At 40.2% G+C, this 21,564-nt stretch carries 20 protein-coding genes; 15 read left to right on the forward strand and 5 right to left on the reverse strand.

Annotated elements, in window-relative coordinates; genetic code table 11:
* Positions 1-52: 52 nt before the first annotated feature.
* A complete protein-coding gene (gene nosZ, locus C1726_RS12955; RefSeq protein WP_102273543.1) occupies positions 53-1,924 on the reverse strand; it encodes a Sec-dependent nitrous-oxide reductase in 1,872 nt (623 codons plus the stop codon).
* Positions 1,925-1,977: 53 nt separating this feature from the next.
* Positions 1,978-2,421, reverse strand: a complete 444-nt coding sequence (locus C1726_RS12960; protein WP_102273544.1) for a c-type cytochrome — start codon at positions 2,419-2,421, stop codon at positions 1,978-1,980.
* Between the two features lie 318 nt (positions 2,422-2,739).
* On the opposite strand from C1726_RS12960, the gene C1726_RS12965 reads away from it, so the two are divergent.
* Entirely contained in the window at positions 2,740-3,462 is a 723-nt protein-coding gene (locus C1726_RS12965; RefSeq protein WP_102273545.1) for a Crp/Fnr family transcriptional regulator, read from the forward strand.
* A gap of 84 nt (positions 3,463-3,546) precedes the next feature.
* Positions 3,547-4,011: an SRPBCC family protein gene (locus tag C1726_RS12970; protein ID WP_102273546.1), complete on the forward strand. Its 465-nt coding sequence runs from the start codon at positions 3,547-3,549 to the stop codon at positions 4,009-4,011.
* 174 nt (positions 4,012-4,185) lie between these two features.
* Here the strand turns inward: C1726_RS12970 and bshB2 are convergent, their stop codons facing one another.
* The 3 genes from bshB2 to pdxK all read right to left on the reverse strand — a co-directional run bounded on the left by bshB2 (position 4,186) and on the right by pdxK (position 6,384).
* Positions 4,186-4,851 carry a bacillithiol biosynthesis deacetylase BshB2 gene (gene bshB2 / locus C1726_RS12975; protein ID WP_102273547.1) on the reverse strand — a complete coding sequence of 222 codons (666 nt, stop codon included), beginning with the start codon at positions 4,849-4,851 and terminating at the stop codon, positions 4,186-4,188.
* Positions 4,852-4,890: 39 nt separating this feature from the next.
* A complete protein-coding gene (locus C1726_RS12980; RefSeq protein WP_102273548.1) occupies positions 4,891-5,235 on the reverse strand; it encodes a YojF family protein in 345 nt (114 codons plus the stop codon).
* Positions 5,236-5,544: 309 nt separating this feature from the next.
* Positions 5,545-6,384, reverse strand: coding sequence for a pyridoxine/pyridoxal/pyridoxamine kinase (gene pdxK, locus C1726_RS12985; protein ID WP_102273549.1), 840 nt, complete (start codon positions 6,382-6,384; stop codon positions 5,545-5,547).
* A 147-nt stretch (positions 6,385-6,531) separates the two neighbouring features.
* Here pdxK and C1726_RS12990 point away from each other — a divergent pair, with 147 nt between their 5' ends.
* The 13 genes from C1726_RS12990 to C1726_RS13055 all read left to right on the forward strand — a co-directional run bounded on the left by C1726_RS12990 (position 6,532) and on the right by C1726_RS13055 (position 21,465).
* The gene (locus tag C1726_RS12990; RefSeq protein WP_102273550.1) at positions 6,532-7,203 is read left to right on the forward strand and encodes a response regulator transcription factor; all 672 of its coding nucleotides are present in this window, start codon (positions 6,532-6,534) and stop codon (positions 7,201-7,203) included.
* On the forward strand, positions 7,200-8,549 hold the full coding sequence (locus C1726_RS12995) for a sensor histidine kinase (RefSeq protein WP_102273551.1): 1,350 nt from the start codon (positions 7,200-7,202) through the stop codon (positions 8,547-8,549). Before C1726_RS12990 ends, C1726_RS12995 begins: the two co-directional genes overlap by 4 nt.
* A gap of 232 nt (positions 8,550-8,781) precedes the next feature.
* The gene (locus tag C1726_RS13000; protein WP_102273552.1) at positions 8,782-9,696 is read left to right on the forward strand and encodes an ABC transporter ATP-binding protein; all 915 of its coding nucleotides are present in this window, start codon (positions 8,782-8,784) and stop codon (positions 9,694-9,696) included.
* Entirely contained in the window at positions 9,696-10,406 is a 711-nt protein-coding gene (locus C1726_RS13005) for an ABC transporter permease (RefSeq protein WP_102273553.1), read from the forward strand. Before C1726_RS13000 ends, C1726_RS13005 begins: the two co-directional genes overlap by 1 nt.
* Positions 10,406-11,131 (forward strand): ABC transporter permease, encoded by a 726-nt coding sequence (locus C1726_RS13010; RefSeq protein WP_102273554.1) that lies wholly within the window; start codon positions 10,406-10,408, stop codon positions 11,129-11,131. Before C1726_RS13005 ends, C1726_RS13010 begins: the two co-directional genes overlap by 1 nt.
* A gap of 336 nt (positions 11,132-11,467) precedes the next feature.
* On the forward strand, positions 11,468-12,232 hold the full coding sequence (fdhD, locus tag C1726_RS13015) for a formate dehydrogenase accessory sulfurtransferase FdhD (RefSeq protein WP_102275800.1): 765 nt from the start codon (positions 11,468-11,470) through the stop codon (positions 12,230-12,232).
* A gap of 45 nt (positions 12,233-12,277) precedes the next feature.
* The gene (fdnG, locus tag C1726_RS13025; RefSeq protein WP_142385087.1) at positions 12,278-15,256 is read left to right on the forward strand and encodes a formate dehydrogenase-N subunit alpha; all 2,979 of its coding nucleotides are present in this window, start codon (positions 12,278-12,280) and stop codon (positions 15,254-15,256) included.
* The gene (locus tag C1726_RS13030) at positions 15,256-16,074 is read left to right on the forward strand and encodes a 4Fe-4S dicluster domain-containing protein (protein WP_102273557.1); all 819 of its coding nucleotides are present in this window, start codon (positions 15,256-15,258) and stop codon (positions 16,072-16,074) included. Before fdnG ends, C1726_RS13030 begins: the two co-directional genes overlap by 1 nt.
* Positions 16,067-16,741, forward strand: a complete 675-nt coding sequence (locus C1726_RS13035) for a formate dehydrogenase subunit gamma (protein ID WP_102273558.1) — start codon at positions 16,067-16,069, stop codon at positions 16,739-16,741. Before C1726_RS13030 ends, C1726_RS13035 begins: the two co-directional genes overlap by 8 nt.
* Positions 16,742-16,843: 102 nt before the next feature.
* Entirely contained in the window at positions 16,844-17,647 is an 804-nt protein-coding gene (locus C1726_RS13040; protein WP_180968184.1) for a formate dehydrogenase accessory protein FdhE, read from the forward strand.
* Between the two features lie 23 nt (positions 17,648-17,670).
* Positions 17,671-18,291: a molybdenum cofactor guanylyltransferase gene (gene mobA, locus C1726_RS13045; protein ID WP_102273560.1), complete on the forward strand. Its 621-nt coding sequence runs from the start codon at positions 17,671-17,673 to the stop codon at positions 18,289-18,291.
* Positions 18,288-19,517, forward strand: a complete 1,230-nt coding sequence (locus C1726_RS13050) for a molybdopterin molybdotransferase MoeA (RefSeq protein WP_102273561.1) — start codon at positions 18,288-18,290, stop codon at positions 19,515-19,517. Before mobA ends, C1726_RS13050 begins: the two co-directional genes overlap by 4 nt.
* 13 nt (positions 19,518-19,530) lie before the next feature.
* Positions 19,531-21,465 (forward strand): molybdopterin biosynthesis protein, encoded by a 1,935-nt coding sequence (locus tag C1726_RS13055; protein ID WP_102273562.1) that lies wholly within the window; start codon positions 19,531-19,533, stop codon positions 21,463-21,465.
* Positions 21,466-21,564 lie beyond the last annotated feature (99 nt).

The raw sequence follows: 21,564 nt of genomic DNA on the forward strand, positions 1-21,564 counted from the left end.
TATGTACCAATACCCTCCAAAAAGTAAATTATAGTTTGATAGTTACAATGTTCTATTTAGGTTCAACTAATAAATATCCGCTCATTTCTTGATGCAGTGCTGAACAGAAGTTTGTACAGTAAATAGGGAAAGTGCCTGCTTTGTCAGCTGTAAATTCCAATGTATTTGTTTGTCCTGGCTGAACCTCATAATTCAAGTTATAGTCCATAATGCCAAACCCATGGGTTATATCCTGGTCAAGGTCAATGTTTGTCAAATGAATAAAGACTTTATCACCTTGTTTTACAGTGAGTTCATCCGGGCGTTTTGATTTTGCATCGAATATGAATTTTGAACGCATGGCAATCCCGTATACATGGACTTCATTGCCTTTTCTTTCAATCCTTGTTTCTTCCTGGCTCCATACAGAATTAGGGCGTTTTTCATCTTTTTCATAAATTGGTATGGTTTTAATTTTGTCGGCTTTAATAATCTGTGCATAATGCGGTTCAGGATCTACTGGATTTGTATAAACCAGTTCCATTTTATCTTTGGAAATATCGATTAATTCCATAGATTCGGGATGTGAAGGTCCTACTGATAGGAAAGCATCCTTTGCAATTTTATTTAATGATACAAGCCAGTTCCCATCTGGAGAAGCCGTATCCCCTTCAGCAGCAGAAGAGTGTCCTGGTGAATAGTGGATAGGAGTTCGATCTATAACCTCACCAGTGTCAACTTTCCATTTAATCACTTCTGAAGAAATAAACATCGTATTATAGGCATTTCCTTTGTCGTCATATTGGGTATGAAGTGGACCTAATGCTCCTGGAGGGTCAACCTCACGTTCCATCACCTTATCATATGGAAGAACAGGAATACCGAATTTCTCATCCGTAAAATCCTCATTTTTAACTGCTTCCATAGCTTTTTCAAAGGAGAAAACAGTCATTAGCGGAGCAAGTTTACCAGAAGCAATGAATCTTGTTCCATCAGGTGTAAAGTCCACTCCATGCGGGGACTTAGCTACTGGAATTGCATAAATCGATCCTTTAACTTTTGTTGGGTCAATCACTTTTGCACCGTTAATTTCCTCGAATTGGCCATCAGCAACCTTTTTCTCAAGTTCCTTCCAATTAAGCAATACAATGTAGTCACGGTCGTTTTGTGAAGCATTAATTTCTAGGTTAGTTGTTGCAAATTCAGTATTATATGTTGTCATGACAATCCAATCGCCGGAAACCTTTTTGCCTGCATCGGATAGATCGTAGGACCAAGGCGGAAGCATAATTTGATACCCTAAATCAAACTTCTTTTTATCCTGATCAAATTTAACCATTGAAACGATTCCTTTATATTTCTCTTCAAATTGGTCTAGTGATGCATAATCACCGCCAAGTGGTCTAGAAAAACGAGTCGGCATAACAATATATTCAGTATTTTGTGTGACGAATGTACCTGCATGAGGGCCACCCATATTAGGCAGGCTCATAATATCTGCGGTATGAAATGTTTTTAAATCGACAGCAGCTATTCGGTTATTGGCAACATCATTAGCAAATACAAACTTTCCATCATATTCAGCATCTGTCTCAGATATTGCTGGGTGGTGGAAGTCACCCCATGTATAACCGCCTAACATTTTCTTAGTGGCATCGTCGAATCCATACCCTGTAGCTGGATCTGGTGTGAAAACTGGTACAGTCCGGAGTTTCCTCATTGAAGGTACTCCATATACAAATAGTTGACCGGAGTGTCCCCCAGAAGAAAGCATATAATAATCATCGTGTTCTCCATATGGGACGTAAACCTTTTCTGCGTTCGTTTTATTTGCGTTTTCATTAGTTGCAGATCCAGATGGCCCAGATGAAAAATCTGCAAAAAATACTGTTGCTGCCAATACACCAGCAACTAGACCTGTTGTAGCAGGAATCCAATTTTTCATTAATCATTGCACCGCCTTTATGTATTTTTTTAGTTCTTTAAGAGGATAAAATATTATTCCGCAGCCTTTTTAAGAGCGTCCACAATTTGGCTAATTTCTTCATCTGTTAATGGGTTCCCGCCAATAACGCTAGACATAACAGCTGAAGTAGGCTCTTTTAAAAATTCAGCAAGCGGCTTGCCATGTTTCCCCTCAACATTATTAAATGCTTGAGATAAATCTGGACCAGTTGCACCACCCTCGAGGTTTAACCCATTTACTGCGTGACAGCCTAGACATCCTTTAGTCTGGAGAATGTTATCACCAGAAACAGCTGTTGTATCATCCGTTTTGCTAGTGTCTTCTTCTTTAGGAGTATCAGAAGGCTTTGAGTCTTTCTCATCATTTAAAGCAACATCTGTTTGTGATTGACCAGGTGCTATTACATCAAATACTAAATAACCAAGCCCTAAGCCGATTAGAGCGCTAATGACAAAAATAATAAAAGGCTTTTTCAAGTTGTTCCCTCCTTTTTGTATGTTTTTACATTATTATCCTATCGTTGGGGGGAGAGGTGATATGTGATTAAATTCACATTTAAATTGTTCTGCTGTGGAGGTTCTGTGACTGGGGAGTGAAGAATTTGTGACGATTGAAAACCAAAAGGATCAAAAAACGCCATTAAATCATACATTTACTAATACAAATCCAGTATTGGAGCTCTTTTATGAGAAAGTGGATGTGGGGTGATCATGTGAAAAATGTCACATTCAACATCCATAAGCTCAGATAGAATAAATATAAATATGAAATACTTGATAAGGTGGGAAATGAACATGAACAACCCAAATGCAGCTCAGCAGCCAGATATTGAAGAGTTCTTAGGTCAAATTGAAGTGTTTAAAAACCTCCCAAAGCAATCGGTTCAGTTAATTGATAAACGGATTGTAAAAAAGGCGTATAAGAAAGGTGAGCAAATTATTTCTGAGTATGAAGAGGCTCAGGGTGTTTTCTTTGTGTACTCAGGTATTGTGAAGTTAACGAAGCAGGATGAACATGGGAATGAGATCATTACTTGTATTAAGAAAAAGGGGGAAATTTTTGCAGAAGCTTGCTTGTTTAATGCAGAAGGCATGTGCTACCCGGCAACAGCAACAATGATTCAGGAAGGGGAAGTGTACTTCCTAAATACTGAAGATTTAGAGCAAGAATTAATCTTATCCCCAGAAATGTCTGTCCAGATTATCCGATATATGAGTGAACAGCTTCGAGATATGACATCGATCTTAAGAGATATTGCCCTTCTGGACGTTTATATGAAAACGATTCGAACGCTCGAGCGGCTAGCTGATAAATTTGGAGCGAATCGCTGCAATAAAATGTATATTGAGCTCCCAATTACTGTTCAAGAGTTTTCCACCTTAGTAGGCACATCTAGAGAAAGTGTCAGCAGAGTATTTTCAAAGCTTAAAAAAGATGGAATAATCGAAATTAAAGGGAAAACTATTGTCATCACTGATTGGTGTAAATTCTGTTCCCTTTTTCATCAAAAATTATAAATCTCTAAAACAGGATTCTATGAGAAAGAATTCTGTTTTTTGTTATAATAAAGAAAAAAGCATGTACTTAATAGAGGTGTAATTATGGCTGACTTTCGTTCTAGTGTGATCATTCATAAACCAGTGAAAGAAGTATTTCAATATATGGCAGGCATGGAAAATGTCCATGAGGTCATGCCCATTGTTGCAAAAATGGAAAAGTTAACAGAAGGAGAGATTGGAAAAGGGACTAAGTTTAAGGAAACGCGGTTGGTTAGAGGAAAGGAAATCTTTGCTGATGTTGAATATATTCAATATGAGGAGAACCGTACTTTTACGTCAAGAAGCAATTCGAATGGATTAATCGTTGAGTATAAATATGTTTTCCATGAAATTGAGGAAGGAACACAAGTCGAGCTTGAGGCATTAATAAAAACAAGCGGTTTACGGATGAAATTAACAAGGCCGATGATTGTCAAGATGGTCAAGCAAGAAGACGGCTACCAGCTTGAGAATTTAAAAAATATGCTAGAGTCGGAAAATAAAGAGACTAGCGATTTACAAGAATAATGCTGGCTATTGCAAAAATAATTCATTATTTGCAAAAAAGGATCTAGAAGTTGCAAAAATAATTCTTTTTTGCAAAAATCAGGCTGACTTTGCAAAATAAATTGCAAGTTGTGCAAAAATCCCATAAGAAAAGGCAGTGTTTCACAAATTCAAAGTGAAAAACTGCCTTTTTTATTAGAACTTATAGGTCCAAAAACGCTCATTATGAATCCGTGCCATAACTGCCGGATCTTGATTTTTTAGCTTTTCTTCCATTTCTGCCGCCATCAGCTGTGTTTGTGAAACATGCGCTTTAATGGCAGCAAGCTTTAAATCAGCAACATCACTTACATTGTTAACAATGTCTGCTTGCCCGATCTCCTCTTCGCAATTATTAGAAAAGGCAACACAATGAACCTTCGGACGGTTGTTTTCAGGCATAGCTTTTACAGCTTTAATGACTGCTGCACCGGTTGCATCATGGTCAGGATGTACGGCATAGCCTGGATAAAACGTAATAATTAAAGAAGGCTTTACTTCCTCAATAATTGATCCCATATGGGCTGCTAATACAGCTTCATCTTCAAACTCTACTGTTTTATCCCGATAGCCGAGCATGCGTAAATCGTTGATGCCAAGGACATTTGCAGCGTCCTGCAGCTCTTTTTTTCTAATTTCCGGCAAGGTTTCCCTCGTAGCAAACGGAGGATTTCCCATGTTTCTGCCCATTTCTCCAAGTGTCAGGCAAGCATATGTTACAGGGATCCCACTCTTTGTATAGGATGCAATGGTTCCTGAAACACCAAATGCTTCGTCATCTGGATGAGGGAAGACGACTAATACATGTCTTTCTTTTTCCATGTCTATTCTCCTTTCTTTCACTTTATGTTCCGATAAACCCTAAAAGGGCTGTTCGCTTAATTGCAAAGAGACTGCCAGTTTGCCGCTAAAGTCATGTCCGGCTAATAGCAGCCTTCCTTTATCATCCACTTCAAAATGGGTAATTCCTTCCGCGTACACCCAGCCAAAGCTCATTTTCAGACCAACACGAAAAGGTCCGTTTCCTGTTATTTTCCCATGCTCATATTGTAAAAGTGCATTTCGTATATATGCACCTGAAGAGAAAAAGGACTCATCGAAATGAGAAGCATATGCCCCGTTCGTTGTTTCTAAATGGATATACACTTCCTTTTGGGCAAAGCGATCCAATTCTTTTTGTACGTGATCAATAATTACCGGTTCCATCCTAATCCACCTTCTTCGTACGTTATTCCCATTTCTATCTCAATTTCAATTTTTATTTTACTAAAAAAGGAATGGAAAAGCGAAATTCATGCTTACTAGAAAAGCGCAATCGCCTTGGTTATCGCCGTACAAACTGGAAGGGCCGCGACTGAGATAAAGGAAACACGAAGAGCGATAGCGATTCGATGTTGACTTATCGCAGGGAGGGGACCTGAAGTTTGATAGGCGATAGGCGATGGAGCTAGACAATTCTCTAACTTTAGAGTGCTTTCTTGTACGTTAAAAGAAAACAGAGCCGCTGGGCTCTGTTTATGAATTAAGCTGTTCTTCTTCCAAGCGGCCTGCACCAAAGCGGCGATATGCCCCATGCATCGTTGGTCCAACATACTCATTTAATTTAAATCCATGGCTTATAGCAGCTGTAATGAAATCCTTTGCAATTTCCACTGCTTCTACCACTGTTTTCCCTTTTGCTAATTCTGCAGTAATGGCTGATGAATACGTGCAGCCTGCGCCATGAGTGTAAGTAGTATCAATTCGATCGCTTTCAAACAGTTTAAATTCTTTTCCATCATATAAAAGATCCACAGCTTTTTCATGCTGCAGCTTGCTCCCGCCTTTAATAAGGACATACTTTGCACCAAGCTCATGAATTTTTACAGCTGCTTCTTTCATATCATCAACGGTTTTGATCGGTCCCGTTTGAGCCAATTGCCATGCTTCAAAGAGGTTAGGGGTGACAACCGTTGCACGGGGAACAAGAATCGTTCGTAATGCTTCCGCTGTTTCCGGGTGAAGCACCTCATCTTCTCCTTTACAAACTAATACAGGATCAATAACTACCCGATCTAATTTATTTTCGTCTATCACTTTAGCAGCAAGTTCGATAATTTCAACCGAACCAAGCATGCCTGTTTTCATTGCATCGATTCCTGTGGATAAGACGGTTTCTATTTGTGTTTCTAATGTATCAAGGGCAATTGGAAAGACATTATGATTCCAGTTGTTTTTTGGATCCATTGTTACAATGGTTGTAAGAGCCGTCATTCCATAAACACCTAGTTCCTGGAATGTTTTTAAGTCAGCCTGGATACCTGCGCCTCCGCTTGTGTCAGATCCAGCAATAGTTAAGACTTTTTTCATCGTCATTTGCAAATTCCTCCTTGAAGTATTGCTTCATTAAATAAGATGGCATTGTTTTTTCTATTATAACAATAATCACTTTTACGAGAAACTTTAATTCAAAAGGCTTTTATTCCCAATTGCTATTCTCTATTATAAACGTAGGTGATAAAAATGAGAAGAATACTATACATAGAAGATGATTTAGAAATTGGCAGCTGGGTGCAGGAGGATCTAGTGCAGAGAGGATTTAACGTCCAATGGCTGAAAACAGGCGAAGGAGCTGAAAAAGCAGTTATCAATAGTGATCTTGTCATATTAGATGTGATGCTTCCTGGACTTGACGGCTTTACTGTCGGACAGCGGATTAAAAAAGAGGCACCATATGTCCCGATACTAATGCTCTCGGCACGTACAGCTGTAGATGATAAGCTGCAAGGCTTACAATTCGCTGATGATTATGTAACAAAGCCCTTTCATCCAGATGAGCTCGCTGCAAGAATTGAGGTATTGTTAAGAAGATCTGGTCTATCGGTTTCAAATGAGATAAAGCTAGGTCATTTATGTGTGAATCTTTCCGAAAATACGATTATTGATCAGCGGAATGGAGAGGAAATTATTTTAACTGGCAAGCAGTATCAGATTTTTATGCATTTTATTAAGCACCCAAACCAGATTCTAACAAAGGAGCAGATCTATGAATCCGTATGGGGGGAGCAGTACATGGAAGGCGACAAAACCTTGATGGTTCATATTCGCTATCTTCGTGAAAAAATAGAAACAAACCCAAGTGCACCTGAAATAATAGAAACAATCAGAGGAATTGGCTATAGGGTGAAGCAATGAAACTGAAAAACTCACTATTAAATCAGTATCTATTAATTATCCTTTTCGCTATCATGATCGTGCCGATTTCCTTTTTATTTATTTCCATGTTATTTATGAATGCCTATTTTACTAATGAGGAGCCGAATAAATATCAAAATGGCACGGATTTAGAAACGATGTGGCATGAAGAGGCACGAAGCCTGGCTGGTGCTTCTGATATACAAATAAACGAAAGGCTAAGGGAAATAAAAAATGAGTATACTGAGGCATCGATATTTTGGGTAGATGAAACGGGGCAGACGAGAGAAAGGCTGCCTGAAAACATTTCTGTTCCAGCAACATGGTCACAAGCCTTTACGATTGATTATATGAAAAAAAATCGCGGATTAGAGGTTGATCCGTTTACAGTCGTGGCTTTAATTGGCACGAAAAAGGATGAGGGATTTATGGTTCTTCAAGTCCCGCGTTCAGCTATGCTATCTACTGGACAAAGTTTGCAGGAACGGTACAGCTATGCAATTATGCTTGCTGTAGTAGCTGTATTAGCAATCTTTATATTTATCTCATGGATTTTCTTTTACAAAATTAGAAAGCGCCTTTTACGGCTTCAGCAGGCTATGTCCAATCCAACAGATAGCGGCATTCCGGATTCAATCAGTGTTGATAAAAGGGATGAAATTGGGCAGCTCGAAGTTTCCTTTAATGAAATGATTCATCAGCTTGAAATCAGCCGAATCCGTGAGAAGGAAGAAGAAATGCTTAGAAGACAGCTAATTGCAAATTTATCACATGATTTAAGAACACCGTTAACAACGATTAGAGGGCATGCCTTCAGCTTGAAGAAAGAAGAATTGAGTAATAAAGGCAAAGAATCACTCGATTTAATCGACAATAAAATTGGCTATCTAGGGCAGCTAATTGAAAACCTCCTTTCTTATACATTATTAACAACAGGAAAGTATCCGTATTATCCAGAGAGGACAGATATGGTCCGCTTAGTAAAGACATCTTTTGCGTCGTGGTACCCAGTTTTTGAAGGAGCAGGTTTTCAAATGCATGTGGAGTTTCCGGAAGAGACCTTTTATTGGGAGGTTGATCCGCAAAGGATGGAACGTGTGTTAGATAATTTTTACCAAAATATTTATCGGCATGCACGTAAAGGTGCGTATATTGGTGTGCAGATCGATGCTCATCTTCAGCAGATCATTATTGAAGACCATGGTCCAGGAATGAGAGGGGAATCGATTGAAAAAGGTGCAGGAATTGGGCTTTCCATCGTTTCTCTGATGTTAAAGGACATGAAGCTTAAGTGGGAAACGGAAACAGGCGAGCAGGGAACAATGATTCGAATAATGTGTAAATGATAGAAAAGAGCTGGCTATATGTTGGCTTTTTTTTATTGGTTGATAAGAGGTCAGAATTGGCTGATAAACACACGAAATTGGCTGATAAATTAGTAGAATTGGCTGATAAAGGACTGAAATTGGCTGATAAATATTAAAAATGGAAAAAACATGAGGTTTTTAAACGAATTTTAAACTTCGTTGCCCTTCGTTTTAACCAAGGCTGGTTATGATGGATACCGAGGTGATGGAGATGAGTGAATTTATTATTGAAACAAATCAATTAACGAAGAAATTTTCGAAGAGATATGCGGTAGAGAATATTGATCTCAAAATAAAAAAAGGAGAAATCTACGGGTTCCTTGGTCCCAATGGAGCAGGGAAAACAACTACGATTCGGATGCTTCTTGGATTAGCCAAACCGACAAAAGGGTCTATTCATATATTTGGAAAGGATATGAAAAACGAAAAACTCAATGTTTTAAGAAGAGTAGGTTCTTTAGTAGAGTATCCATCCTATTACGGACATTTAAATGCGTACGAGAATTTGGAGGCTATTCGTATTCTGCTCGATGTGCCTAAATCAAGAATTAATGAAGTGCTTTCGATTGTAAGATTATCGAATGAGGCGAAGAGACCAGTTAAAGGATTTTCATTAGGAATGAAGCAAAGATTAGGGATTGCAGCTGCACTTTTAGGGAATCCTGAGCTGCTTATCTTGGATGAACCAACAAATGGACTTGATCCTTCAGGTATCCTTGAAATAAGAGAACTCATTAAAAGTATGCCAAAAGAACATGGCATGACGATTCTCGTATCAAGCCATTTATTATCAGAAATGGAACAGATGGCAACCCAGGTTGGGATCATTTCAAAAGGAAAAATGATTTTTCAAGACTCTATTGAAACGCTTAGACAAAGAGCACAAAGTAAAATTGCTATTAAAGTAGATCAAACAGAGCTTGCATGGAGAAAGCTTCTCTCAAAAGGGAGGCAGGCAGAAATGGATAACAATCAAATATATCTTCCTCATACATCGGATGAAGAAATTTCTGCTGTGATTAGTGACCTTGTTCATGACGACTTCTCTGTGTACAGAGTCCAGGAAGAGAAAAAATCGCTTGAAGATATTTTCCTGGAGCTTACTGGCGGGGAGGGGAGTCTGTAATGCTGAGCATTCTAGCTTCGGACTTTATCAAGATAAAAAGAAAGATGATTTGGTTTTTGATATTTCTTGGCCCTTTCGGTGTTGTAGCACTCGAAGCTGTTAACTTTGGGCTTCGGTATGACTATTTAACAAAGGTTCATGAAAAGGATTTATGGGCGGGACTGATAGGCGAGGCAAACTATTTAGCCATTCCTGCCCTTATGCTTGGGCTGACGCTTATTGCGTCGATGATTTCTAACATTGAGCATCAAACAAATGCATGGAAGCAGCTTCTTGCATTGCCTGTTTCAAAGCTGCAGGTTTTCACCGGGAAGTTTGTCTTAACAGCCCTTTTGCTTTTTGTATCAAGCACGTTTTTGTTAGCAGGGATTATTGTACTCGGTATCTTTCTTAAATTTGGAACAGACCTCCCGTTGCTTTCTTTGCTTAAAATGTCTTACTATCCTTATCTTGCGGCTATGCCTTTTATCGCCCTGCAAATCTGGCTTTCCGTCACAATGAAAAATCAAGCCATCCCTTTGGTTATCGGAATTGTTGGTACGATTCTATCTTTGATGTCCTTTCGGTTCCCTGATTGGATGCCTTGGAAATGGCCATCATTAAATAATGGCTGGGATGATCCTTTGTATTCCGTCATTTTTGGACTTGCTTGCGGATTGGCCGTTTACTTGATTGGTTTGCTTGATTTTGCAAGAAAGGATGTGAAGTAATGGGAAAGGTATTGAGGTCTGAGTTTTTAAAACTGAGAAAATCAGCCATATGGCTGTTAATTTTTATTAGTCCTGCTCTATCCTTTTTAGTTGGCCTTGGTGAATCCGTGGAGGATATCCCACATAAATGGGAGATGGCGGTCACTTATATGGCATTTATACATGCTCTCTTATTTTTGCCATTGCTAACTGGTGTTTTTTCAGCCTTTATTTGCCGGTATGAGCATATTGGAGGAGGCTGGAAGCAGCTGCTTGCGATGCCTGTCTCCCGAGGCAATGTTTTTATCGCTAAATTCCTGATCGTCATTGGCCTGCTTGCTATCACACAGCTTCTATTTGCATCAGGAGTATTGCTTGTTGGACAATTAAAAGGGTTCGAAGAAGCGATTCCTTGGAAGACGATAGCAATAAGCTCGTTAGGAGGATTGATTGCCTGCCTTCCGCTTGCTGCTCTGCAAATCTTTGTATCTGTTGCATGGTCAAGTTTTGCTGCTCCATTAGCTATTAATGTTATATTTACACTGCCAAATATGTTAGTGGTAAACTCAGAAAAATATGGTCCATTTTATCCGTGGGCACAGCCATTTTTAGCAATGGTTCCAACAGGACAGGATGGATTTGGAGCAATGAATGTAACGATGGAGACATTGCTGCTTGTCATATTGGGAAGTTTTATCTTGTTTTTCCTATCGGGATTTATATATTTTCAAAGAAAAGAAATTTAGCTCCTTCCAATTTTGGAAGGATTTTTTTGTATTTGGGAAAGTAGTATAGTAATTTTCACTAATTTTTCACAAAAATTTTCAACAATTTATTGAACAAATGATCTTTCTTTAAATTGCCACTATCTAAACGTGATAAATGTTACTGCCGTTATAGCTTGTTCCTTTTACTATAAATACTGTAAGAATAAATTTTCACATTAATCTCATATTTTATTGCAAGTTTTCGTGATAATTGTCGCAGAAGAGTTAAAACGGTTCTTCTTATAATAAAAAGGGAGATCATTCCGTATACACATGATATGGCTTACGCTTCCTTTAGCAAAAGGGGTGGAAACGATGAATAAAAAGGGATGTCCTGAGGAGTATCCGATTACTCTCATAATAAATGGGTATGAGGTAGCCGTTTTCCAGCTGACAAATCAAGATTTGGAGGACTGGGTTTACGGCTATTTATTTTCTGAAGGAATGATAGAAGAAGCAGAGGATATTCAGTCTATTGCTTGTGAAGAAGGCTCTGGAACACTTTCAGTCATTTTAAGGGAAGGGTTTAATCCTGAAATAATGTTTTCGAAGAAGAAGCACTACACGGCTGGCTGTGGAAGAGGAGTAACCTTTTTTTCCATGACAGATGTGAAGACATTTAATAAGGTGCAATCCAACAATACGTATCTATTAAGCTACATTTTGAAGAAGCGCAGTGAATTTGCTAAAAACTCTCCATTGTATACGGAAACAGGGGGCATGCATGGTGCCTGTATTGTTCATGCAAATGGAGAAATAGTGATTCGTGAGGATATCGGCAGGCATAATGCGGTTGATAAAATTATTGGACATGCGATCAGGAAAAAGTGCAGTCCGGAAGAGTTGATATTGCTGACAACTGGGAGGGTTTCTTATGAAATGCTTTCGAAAGCAGCAAAGTTTGGCTTTTCTGTTATTGGATCAAGAACAGCTGCGACAAAGCAGGCTATTCAGTTAGCGAAATTTCTAAATATTGAGGTAGTTGGCTATTTAAGGGGAAGAATGGCTATCTTATATACGTCATTCGGAAGGGTCATTAACGATCTGGAAGAAAAAAATGCGGGGGTTCATCCAAACTAATTGGGTTTTATATATGTTCTATTTATGGAAAAGAGGGGAATATAGATGGAATTTACAAGAAGGCAGTTTCTGAAATTGACCGGGGCTGTGGCAGCAACTCTCGCGGTTGTTGAGCTTGGCTTCGACGATAAAGGAGCGAGAGCAAAAACAAGAGAGTTCAAGATTGCAGAACTTAAGCCTACACCAACCATTTGTCCTTATTGCGCGGTTGGCTGCGGTATTTTAGTTTATTCTAAAGGCGATGATGTGGTGTATACGGAGGGGGATCCGGATCATCCAATCAATGAAGGAAGCTTATGCAGCAAGGGAACAACTGTAAGACAGGTGTATACAAGTGAAAAACGGATAACCAAACCGATGTACCGTGCACCTGGAAGTGATAAGTGGAAAGAAGTAGATTGGGACTTTGCGCTTGAAAAGGTAGCAAAAAATATTAAAGAAACACGTGACCGTACATTTATCCATAAGGAAAATGGACTGACAGTCAATAGAACAGACTCTATTGCCTATCTTGGCGGTGCAGCATTAGATAACGAAGAGTGCCATTTGCTGCAGAAATTGTTCCGCGCTGGACTCGGACTCACCTATATTGAACACCAGGCCCGAATATGACATAGTTCAACGGTTGCCGGTCTGGCACCTACATTTGGTCGTGGAGCAATGACAAACCACTGGAATGATCTTCAGCATGCCGATGTATTAATGATTATCGGTGCGAATCCCGCTGAAAATCATCCAATTAGCTTTAGATGGATATTAAAAGCACTAGAAAAAGGCGGGAAGCTTATCTCTGTTGACCCGCGTTTTACAAGAACCTCGCAAATGGCAAATGTGTACGGCCAGCTTCGTTCAGGAACGGACATTGCCTTTATCGGAGGGATGATTAACTATGTGCTGCAGAACGAATTATTCCATAAAGAATATGTCGCTTCTTATACAAATGCTTCTTATATTGTGGAAGACACGTATTCATTTAATGATGGAATGTTTAGCGGCTATGATAAAGGAAAGAGAAGCTACGATAAAACGAAGTGGGCTTTCAAAACGGATAAGGATGGAAAAACGCTTAAAGATCCAACTCTAAAAGATCCGAAGTGTGTGTTCCAGCTGATGAAGAAGCATTTTTCCCGTTATGATATTGACACCGTTATTGGTGTAACAGGCACTTCGAAGGAAACGTACGAAGAAATATGCAAAACATACGCTTCAACTGGTGAAGTAGGAAAAGCGGGTACAATCCTATATGCAATGGGTGGAACACAGCATACGGTAGGTACGCAAAACATTCGCTCTTATGCGATTCTTCAGCTGCTTCTTGGAAACATTGGAATTTCTGGAGGCGGTGTGAATGCATTGCGCGGAGAATCTAATGTTCAAGGTTCAACCGATTTCGGTCTTTTATATGATAATGTGCCAGGATACATGCAAGTTCCTACAACTGCAGAAACAGATTTTACTTATCAAGGGTTCCTTGACCGGATCACCCCTAAAGACGGCTATTGGGTAAACAAGCCGAAGTTCTACACAAGCATGATGAAATCCTTCTATGGGGACAACGCAACAAAGGCAAATGAATTTGGCTATCACTACTTGCCTAAGCTTGCAGCAGGCAAAAATTATTCATTTATGCGATTGTTTGATGCGATGCATCGGAAAGAGCTTGAAGGTTTATTGTTATTTGGATCAAATCCTGCCGTTGGCGGACCAAATGCAGGGAAAGAAATCGAGTCTCTCAGCAATCTAAAGTGGATGGTTGCAGTAGACCTTTTCGAAACAGAAACTTCTTCTTTCTGGCAAAAAGAAGCAGGAGCAGACCCAGCGTCGATTCAGACGGAAGTTATATTCCTTCCTGCAAGCGGTTCTTTTGAAAAAGAAGGCTCGGTTACGAATTCAGGACGCTGGATGCAATATCGCTGGCAAGCCATTAAGCCAAAGGGTGAATCGAAGGCGGATTTAGAGATTGTGCATATGCTCGCGCGTCGTTTAAAGGATATGTATAAAAATAGCTCAAATCCAGCAGATATGCCAATGAAGGCAATGACATGGGACTACGGTGAAAGTGACCACCCTGATATTGATCTCGTTTGCAGAGAAATAAATGGCTATGACATGAAAACGAAAAAACAAGTAAAAATATTTGGTGATTTAAAGGATGATGGATCTACATGCAGTGGTAACTGGATCTATTGCGGTTTCTACCCTGAAAATGAAAACCTGGCTAAACGCCGGGACAGCACAGATGAAGGAATGGGCAATTTCCTGAATTGGTCATATGCATGGCCAGCCAATCGCCGTATCCTTTATAACCGTGCAAGTGCGGACCTGAATGGAAAGGCATGGAGCAAGACAAGAGTTGGCATCGAATGGAATGCTGCTGAAGGAAAATGGAAGGGAAATGACGTTCCAGATTTCGTTGTAACGAAGGGACCAGATGATCCAACTTTTGTTGATCCGTTCCTTATGATGGCAGGAGGAAAAGGAGCATTATTTGCTTCTATTAACGAAGGACCGCTTCCTGAACATTACGAGCCATATGAAAATCCGATGTCAAATTCATTCTCAAGTGTTCAGCTGAATCCAGCCGTGCAATTTGGTGAAGAAGAAATGAATGCACAAGGGGATGTATCAAAGTATCCAATTGTTGCAACTACCTATCGTCTATCCGAGCATTGGCAATCTGGAGCGATGACGCGAAGCCAGGAATGGCTGGCAGAGCTTGTTCCTCATATGTTCGTAGAGATCAGTGAGGAATTGGCAAAAGAAAAAGGCATTAAAAATAAGGATAAAATCATTGTTTCATCCGCACGTGGTGAAATTAATGCTTATGCAATGGTGACGAAGCGTTTTAAACCATACAAATTAAAGGATAAAACGGTTCACCATATCGGTATGCCATGGCATTTTGGATATAAAGGCATTGTCACAGGCGGCTCAGCAAACCGCTTAACACCGCATATTGGAGATGCAAACTCAACAATACCAGAATACAAAGCATTCCTTTGCGATGTTAGGAGGGCAAAATAATGGCTGAAACAATTAAATTAGTGGATGTAACAAAATGTGATGGCTGCCGTGCATGCATGGTGTCATGTAAGAACTGGAATGATCTCCCATCTGAAATGGAGGATTTCCATGGAAGCTATCAATCTCATGAAAAGATTACGGCAAATACATGGAATGTCTTAACTTTTAATGAACAAGAAAGAAGTGATGGCGGGCTTGACTGGCTTTTCCGCCATTCCTCCTGCTTGCATTGTACGGAGGCTGCATGTGAGAAGGCTTGTCCAGAAAATGCGATTAGCCATACAGAGTTTGGATCAGTTGTTGTTGATTATGATACATGTGTTGGCTGTGGCTACTGTGTACAGGCATGTGGGTTTGATGCAATCAATCTAGCAACATATGTAGATAAAAATGGAAAAGAGTTCAGGAAGGCACAAAAATGTACACAATGTACGGACCGTTTAGAGGAAGGGCTCCAGCCTGCGTGTGCAACTGCTTGTCATACAGGAGCGATTGTTTATGGGGATAAGGATGAACTTCTTTCCTCAGCTGAGGATCGTTTAGCGCAGATTAAAGAGCGTTACCCGAATGCAAACATATACAATCCACAAGGCATTAGCGGAACAAATACGGTGTATATCCTTGCTGATAAACCGACAACATACGGTTTACCAGAAAACCCTAAAGTGGCTCTTTCGCAAATAGTTTGGAAGGATTATGCACAGCCAATTGGAAAAATGATGCTTGGTGCGACAACAATGGCCGTTATTGGTTCATTCATCGCAACCAATTTAAACAAGAAGAACCATTCCAGTGAAGGAGACCAGAGCCATGAATAAAAGTGGAAATCAAAAAACGGTTAAACGTTTTAATTTGGGCTTCAGAATTTCACACTGGGTAAATGCAGCAGCCTTTTTTGTTCTATATATTTCAGCCTTGCCAATGTATACCGAGTTCTTTGACTGGCTATATCCTGTTTTTGGCGGACCTGCAGGTGCTAGACTCGTGCATAGAATTGCGGCAGTTGCCTTTATGCTTCCACTGCCAATTATGATTATTTTTGATTGGAAAGGTTTTAGTAATTGGGCGAAAAATATTTTCTCTTGGAAGAAGCATGACCTGCAATTCTTCCCCCAATTTATTAAAGAGTTTTTCGGAATGAAAGCAAAGGTGCCGAAGCAAGATTTCTTTAATGCAGGTGAAAAAATTAATTCCTGGTTAATGATTATTACAACAATTATGCTGATCTGTTCAGGACTAATCATGTGGTTCCCGCAATACTTTTCGTATGGAATCATTATGTGGGCATATCCAATGCATAGCATTGGTTTAGGTCTGGCTGCAGCTGTTGCTGTTGGTCATATTTATATGTCTCTTGTTACAGCAAAACCTTCAATGAGGGGGATTATCAAAGGGGATGTATCCGAGGAATATGCGAAGGATCACCATGGCCGCTGGTATGATGAGCTTCAAGCGGCACAACCGAAAAAGAAAAAACATGCGTAACCATTCATATCCTTGGGATAATTGATAACCGAATAATAATAGAGAGGAGCTACCCTGGATAAAGGGTAGCCTTTACTCTCTTAAATGAAAGTGGTGTTTTCGATGGCAAAAATGAATGTTCTTGATGAAAACTATGAAAAACTGCAGCAGGAGATTCAGACATTAAGTGAAAAATGGAGAAGAGAAATCTCCAATTTATCAGTAAATTGCATAGGGGATGCAGCGGAGAACGGTTCACCAATCCTTCCTCAAGCAGACCTTTCTATTGACTTCAGCCAATATCAATTATTTATTGAAGAGCTGCTGCACCTCCTTGGTCAAAATAATGAGGGTATGATTCATTTAGCAGATAAAATAAGAGGACTATTAACGATAGATGTCTTACAAACATGGTTTGAAGAAGCAATCGTTGTGAACCATTTCTACTTTAATAACTATGCAGATGAAAATAATCTTCCAGTATGGCTTCCTATTTTCCTTGCTGAACAAGCAGCACGTCCTTTTTTACAAGAGGCAACCGTGCGATTGGAACCGCAGTTAAAGGAGATGAACCATGCTTCTAGCTGTCCATCCTGTGGTGAACCTGCACGCTTTGCCTTACTTAACAAGAAAGGCAAGAAGGAGCTGACATGTCCAAGATGTCTACATGCATGGGAGGAAAAGAAAATTAGCTGTGCGCACTGCGGATCAGAGGACGAGCTGGTAATCCTTAAAGTAGAAGGCGACGAAAGTGCGGAAATTCATGCATGTCATAAATGTAAAGGGTATACTAAAGTCATTGATAGCAGAAAGATGTTTAAAAAGGAATCTCCAACCCTATTAGATGTAAAAAGCATTCATCTCGATTATATTGCTCAAGAAAAGGGCTTTGGCGGTTTAGAGGATTCAGGTAAAGGGACTCACTAATTTTCAGGAGCAGGTGAGAAGAAATGAGGACGACAGGAATTATTATGGCTGGCGGCAAGTCAAGCAGGATGGGGAAGAATAAAGCTCTATTAAAAATAGGTGAAAAAACGGTCATTGAACATATTGCAGCAGAGCTTGAAAAGACTGTGTCGGATCTGATGATTGTGACAAATACATTGGAAGATTATCAATTTCTTAATCTTCCAATGGTTGAGGACGAGTGGAAGGGAATGGGTCCGCTTGCAGGCATTCATGCAGGATTAAAAGCATCTAAAACGGATAAAAACCTTGTAGTGGCATGTGATATGCCATTTGTTTCCTCAGAACTAGGAGGAATTTTACTAGGTTTCCTAGAGGATTTTGATGCAGCTGTTCCAAATATTTCAGATCAGCTTCATCCATTGTTTGCAGCTTATCGAAAAGATGTTCACGAGGAAATTAGCCATTCTTTACAGAAACAGGAGCTGCGTATCAGGCAATTTTTTCAAAAGATAAATACAAAAATTGTCTTAGAAGAAGATCTCCAAAAGCTGCATTTTCCTTATCAAACCCATCATTTCTTTAATATGAATCATCCGGATGAATTTGAGGAAGCCCTAAAAATGGCAGCTGGACATCAAAAAGAAAGCAGAGAGTTATCATGAAATTTTTCCAAGTGAATTCTGTAGAAGAAACGTTTGATTTGATTAGTAAATATGTGAAACCGCTAGAAGAGTCTGTAACCATTCCGCTTTTTGAAGCGCTTCATTTCGTTTTAGCTGAAGATATCTATGCCTGCGAAAATGTTCCTGATTTTCGCCGTTCGACCGTAGATGGATTTGCTGTTAAAGCAAAGGATACATTTGGTTCATCCGAAAGTCTGCCAGGCTTTCTTACTCTTGCAGGAGAAGTTCAAATGGGTCAAGTTCCTCCAAGAGCGCTGCAAGCTGGAGAAGCGATGTATGTGCCTACTGGAGGCATGCTCCCTGATGGCAGTGATGCGGTGGTGATGATTGAGCATTGTGAAGATTTGGCTGGATTAATCAATGTATTCAAGCAGATAGCCCCAGGAGAGAATGTCATTTCTGTCGGAGAGGATATTAGAAAAGAGACCATTCTTTTAGAAAAGGGGACAAAGCTTCGTTCACAGGAGTTAGGCGCACTTGCCTCTCAAGGAATAACAGCGGTTTCGGTGATAAGAAAACCGGTAGTCGGCTATCTTTCCTCAGGTGATGAAATTGTTCCAATCGAAACAGAAAGCCTAGCCCCAGGCGAAATACGAGATATGAACGGGATAACAATTGGTGCTCTTGTGACCGAGTGGGGATACGCCTTCCGGTATGGGGGAATTGTCAAAGATAGCCGCGAAGAGTTTGAACGAAGGGCCAAAGAACTATTGGCAGAAACAGATTGTTTAATTGTATCTGGCGGCAGCTCAGTCGGCACGAAGGATTATTCAGCAGACGTGATTCAATCACTTGGTAAACCAGGTGTGTTCGTGCATGGGATATCCATTAAGCCTGGAAAGCCGACAATTTTATCTTTAGCTGATAAAAAGCCTGTCATTGGTCTCCCAGGTCATCCAGCATCAGCTGTTATTATTTTCCACCTATTCGGAAAGGCAATCTTAGAACAGCTGCATGGAGCAAGAAAGCGAGAAAAACAGCTGACTTTTGCAAAAGTAACGAAGAATATTCCCTCATCACCAGGACGGACAGATTATGTGAGAGTACGATTGGTTGAGGAGAATGATGTTTGGTACGCCGATCCGATTATTGGAAAATCCGGTCTTATCTCTACTCTCGTTCAAAGTGATGGAATGATCGAGATCACAGCAAGGCGTGAAGGTGTTCAAAAGGGAGAACTCGTTCCAGTAAGAATTTTTAGGTAGGGGGTGGAATTAGATGTCAACATTCCATTTCAAGAGGAAGGTATATTTAGAGGACAAGCCACGGCATGAGGCAGTTCAACAAATGCTTGCCCATTTTGAATCAAAGCAAGAGATCGAATGGCTGGACAGCTCAAGTTCGCTAGGAAGAGTATTAGCTGAGCCTGTTTTTGCAAACAGTTCCATGCCCCATTACCATGCGTCTGCGATGGACGGGATTGCTGTAATTGCAGAGGAAACCTTCTCAGCACATGAGCAGCAGCCGATTCAGTTAAAACGAAATGAAGATTTTGTATATGTTGATACAGGAAATGAAGTTCCTTCTCCTTTTGATGCAGTGATTATGATTGAACAAGTAAATGAGCTTGCGGAAGATACAATTGAGATTATTGAACCTGCCGTACCTTGGCAGCATATTCGGCCTATTGGAGAGGATATTGTACAGGAGGAGATGCTGTTTCCTCAAGGTCATCGTATACGGCCTGTTGATATCGGAGCTCTACTTGCATCAAGAACGGTGACCGTTCCAGTAGTGAAAAAGCCGATCGTCACCATTATTCCAACAGGGAACGAGTTAGTTTCCGCGGTTGACTCTGTCTCTGCTGGCCAATTAATTGAATTTAATGGCACTGTATTTGCCAATTATATACATGAGTGGGGCGGAGAACCATGCCTGCACCCGATCGTGAAAGATGAACCGGAGGAATTGCGGGCGGCTCTTTTGGAGGCTGTCAAACATTCTGATATGGTTGTTATTAATGCAGGCTCTTCGGCAGGATCAAAAGATTACACCGTCCATATGATTCAAGAGCTTGGAGCGGTTTTTACTCATGGAGTGGCAACAAGACCAGGCAAGCCTGTAATCATAGGGAAAATCGAAGATACTATAATCATTGGGGTTCCTGGGTATCCTGTTTCTGCCTACTTAGCGCTTGAATGGTTTGTCAGACCATTAATTTATGAAGTATTGCAAATACCTGAGCCAGTAAGGCCAAAGCTTAAGGTGAAAGTTGGACGCCGTATCGTTGGGACAATGGGGGCAGAGGATTTTATCCGAATGAATATTGGATTTGTAGATGGAGAATATATCGCGAATCCGCTTCCTAGGGCCGCTGGAGTAACTATGTCGTTAGTCCGGGCAGATGGTATTCTAGTAATACCTCCTACTAGCCTAGGGTATGAACAAGGCGAATACGCAGAAGTTGAATTGTATAAGCCGTTAGAAGAAATTCAGCAATCAATCGTTTGTATTGGAAGTCATGATTTAACGATTGACCTCCTTTCATCACATCTGAAAAAAGTAAAAAGAGATTCAAGGATTATGTCATCTCATGTCGGAAGTTTGGCAGGAATAATGGCAATTAAGAAGGGAGAGGCACATGTGGCCGGCATCCATCTTCTTGATCCAGAAACAATGGAATATAATCAATCCTATATTGAAAGATTTTTGGCTGATAAAGAGGTTGTTCTTTATCCATTTTTAAAACGAAAACAAGGCTGGCTATTGCCGAAGGGCAATCCACTTGATATACAATCTATAAAAGATATTGTTCAAAAACAGGCACATTTCGTTAACCGCCAAAAAGGGGCAGGCACAAGAATTCTTTTTGACATGCTTTTAAGAGAAGAAGGGATTGGGTCGGAAGCCATTATAGGCTATGATAGGGAAATGTTCTCCCATTTAAGTGTGGCGGCAGAGGTAAAAGGAAATCAGCATGCAGTAGGGCTAGGAATCTATCCAGCCGCAAATGCAATGGGGCTTGATTTTCTCCCTGTTGCGGATGAACACTATGATTTACTTATGACAAAGGAATTCTTCGAAAGCCAAAAGGGCAAGGATTTAATCGATGCGATACAGTCGGAAGAGTTTATCGAAAAAGTAGAAGGAATTGGCGGGTATCTTCTAGAAAGGAATCCTAATCCAATCTACTTTAGCAAAAGTCTGTGTTAATACTGGATGTTGATTATTTATTTGTTGATTGTAGCGGAAGGCACGAGACTCCTGCGGGAAGAGTAGGACAGGTGAGACCCCGCAGGAGCGAAAGCGACG

Origin of the sequence: Cytobacillus massiliigabonensis, assembly GCF_900199725.1 — a bacterium.
Classification (GTDB): domain Bacteria; phylum Bacillota; class Bacilli; order Bacillales; family Cytobacillaceae; genus Cytobacillus; species Cytobacillus massiliigabonensis.

What these genes read in the sequence shown, in the direction of transcription:
- nosZ (WP_102273543.1), bottom strand. Translation starts at nt 1,924, where the DNA reads ATGAAAAATTGGATTCCTGCTACAACAGGTCTAGTTGCTGGTGTATTG.
- C1726_RS12965 (WP_102273545.1), top strand. Translation starts at nt 2,740, where the DNA reads ATGAACAACCCAAATGCAGCTCAGCAGCCAGATATTGAAGAGTTCTTA.
- C1726_RS12970 (WP_102273546.1), top strand. Translation starts at nt 3,547, where the DNA reads ATGGCTGACTTTCGTTCTAGTGTGATCATTCATAAACCAGTGAAAGAA.
- bshB2 (WP_102273547.1), bottom strand. Translation starts at nt 4,851, where the DNA reads ATGGAAAAAGAAAGACATGTATTAGTCGTCTTCCCTCATCCAGATGAC.
- C1726_RS12980 (WP_102273548.1), bottom strand. Translation starts at nt 5,235, where the DNA reads ATGGAACCGGTAATTATTGATCACGTACAAAAAGAATTGGATCGCTTT.
- pdxK (WP_102273549.1), bottom strand. Translation starts at nt 6,384, where the DNA reads ATGACGATGAAAAAAGTCTTAACTATTGCTGGATCTGACACAAGCGGA.
- C1726_RS12990 (WP_102273550.1), top strand. Translation starts at nt 6,532, where the DNA reads ATGAGAAGAATACTATACATAGAAGATGATTTAGAAATTGGCAGCTGG.
- C1726_RS12995 (WP_102273551.1), top strand. Translation starts at nt 7,200, where the DNA reads ATGAAACTGAAAAACTCACTATTAAATCAGTATCTATTAATTATCCTT.
- C1726_RS13000 (WP_102273552.1), top strand. Translation starts at nt 8,782, where the DNA reads ATGAGTGAATTTATTATTGAAACAAATCAATTAACGAAGAAATTTTCG.
- C1726_RS13005 (WP_102273553.1), top strand. Translation starts at nt 9,696, where the DNA reads ATGCTGAGCATTCTAGCTTCGGACTTTATCAAGATAAAAAGAAAGATG.
- C1726_RS13010 (WP_102273554.1), top strand. Translation starts at nt 10,406, where the DNA reads ATGGGAAAGGTATTGAGGTCTGAGTTTTTAAAACTGAGAAAATCAGCC.
- fdhD (WP_102275800.1), top strand. Translation starts at nt 11,468, where the DNA reads ATGAATAAAAAGGGATGTCCTGAGGAGTATCCGATTACTCTCATAATA.
- C1726_RS13030 (WP_102273557.1), top strand. Translation starts at nt 15,256, where the DNA reads ATGGCTGAAACAATTAAATTAGTGGATGTAACAAAATGTGATGGCTGC.
- C1726_RS13035 (WP_102273558.1), top strand. Translation starts at nt 16,067, where the DNA reads ATGAATAAAAGTGGAAATCAAAAAACGGTTAAACGTTTTAATTTGGGC.
- C1726_RS13040 (WP_180968184.1), top strand. Translation starts at nt 16,844, where the DNA reads ATGGCAAAAATGAATGTTCTTGATGAAAACTATGAAAAACTGCAGCAG.
- mobA (WP_102273560.1), top strand. Translation starts at nt 17,671, where the DNA reads ATGAGGACGACAGGAATTATTATGGCTGGCGGCAAGTCAAGCAGGATG.
- C1726_RS13050 (WP_102273561.1), top strand. Translation starts at nt 18,288, where the DNA reads ATGAAATTTTTCCAAGTGAATTCTGTAGAAGAAACGTTTGATTTGATT.
- C1726_RS13055 (WP_102273562.1), top strand. Translation starts at nt 19,531, where the DNA reads ATGTCAACATTCCATTTCAAGAGGAAGGTATATTTAGAGGACAAGCCA.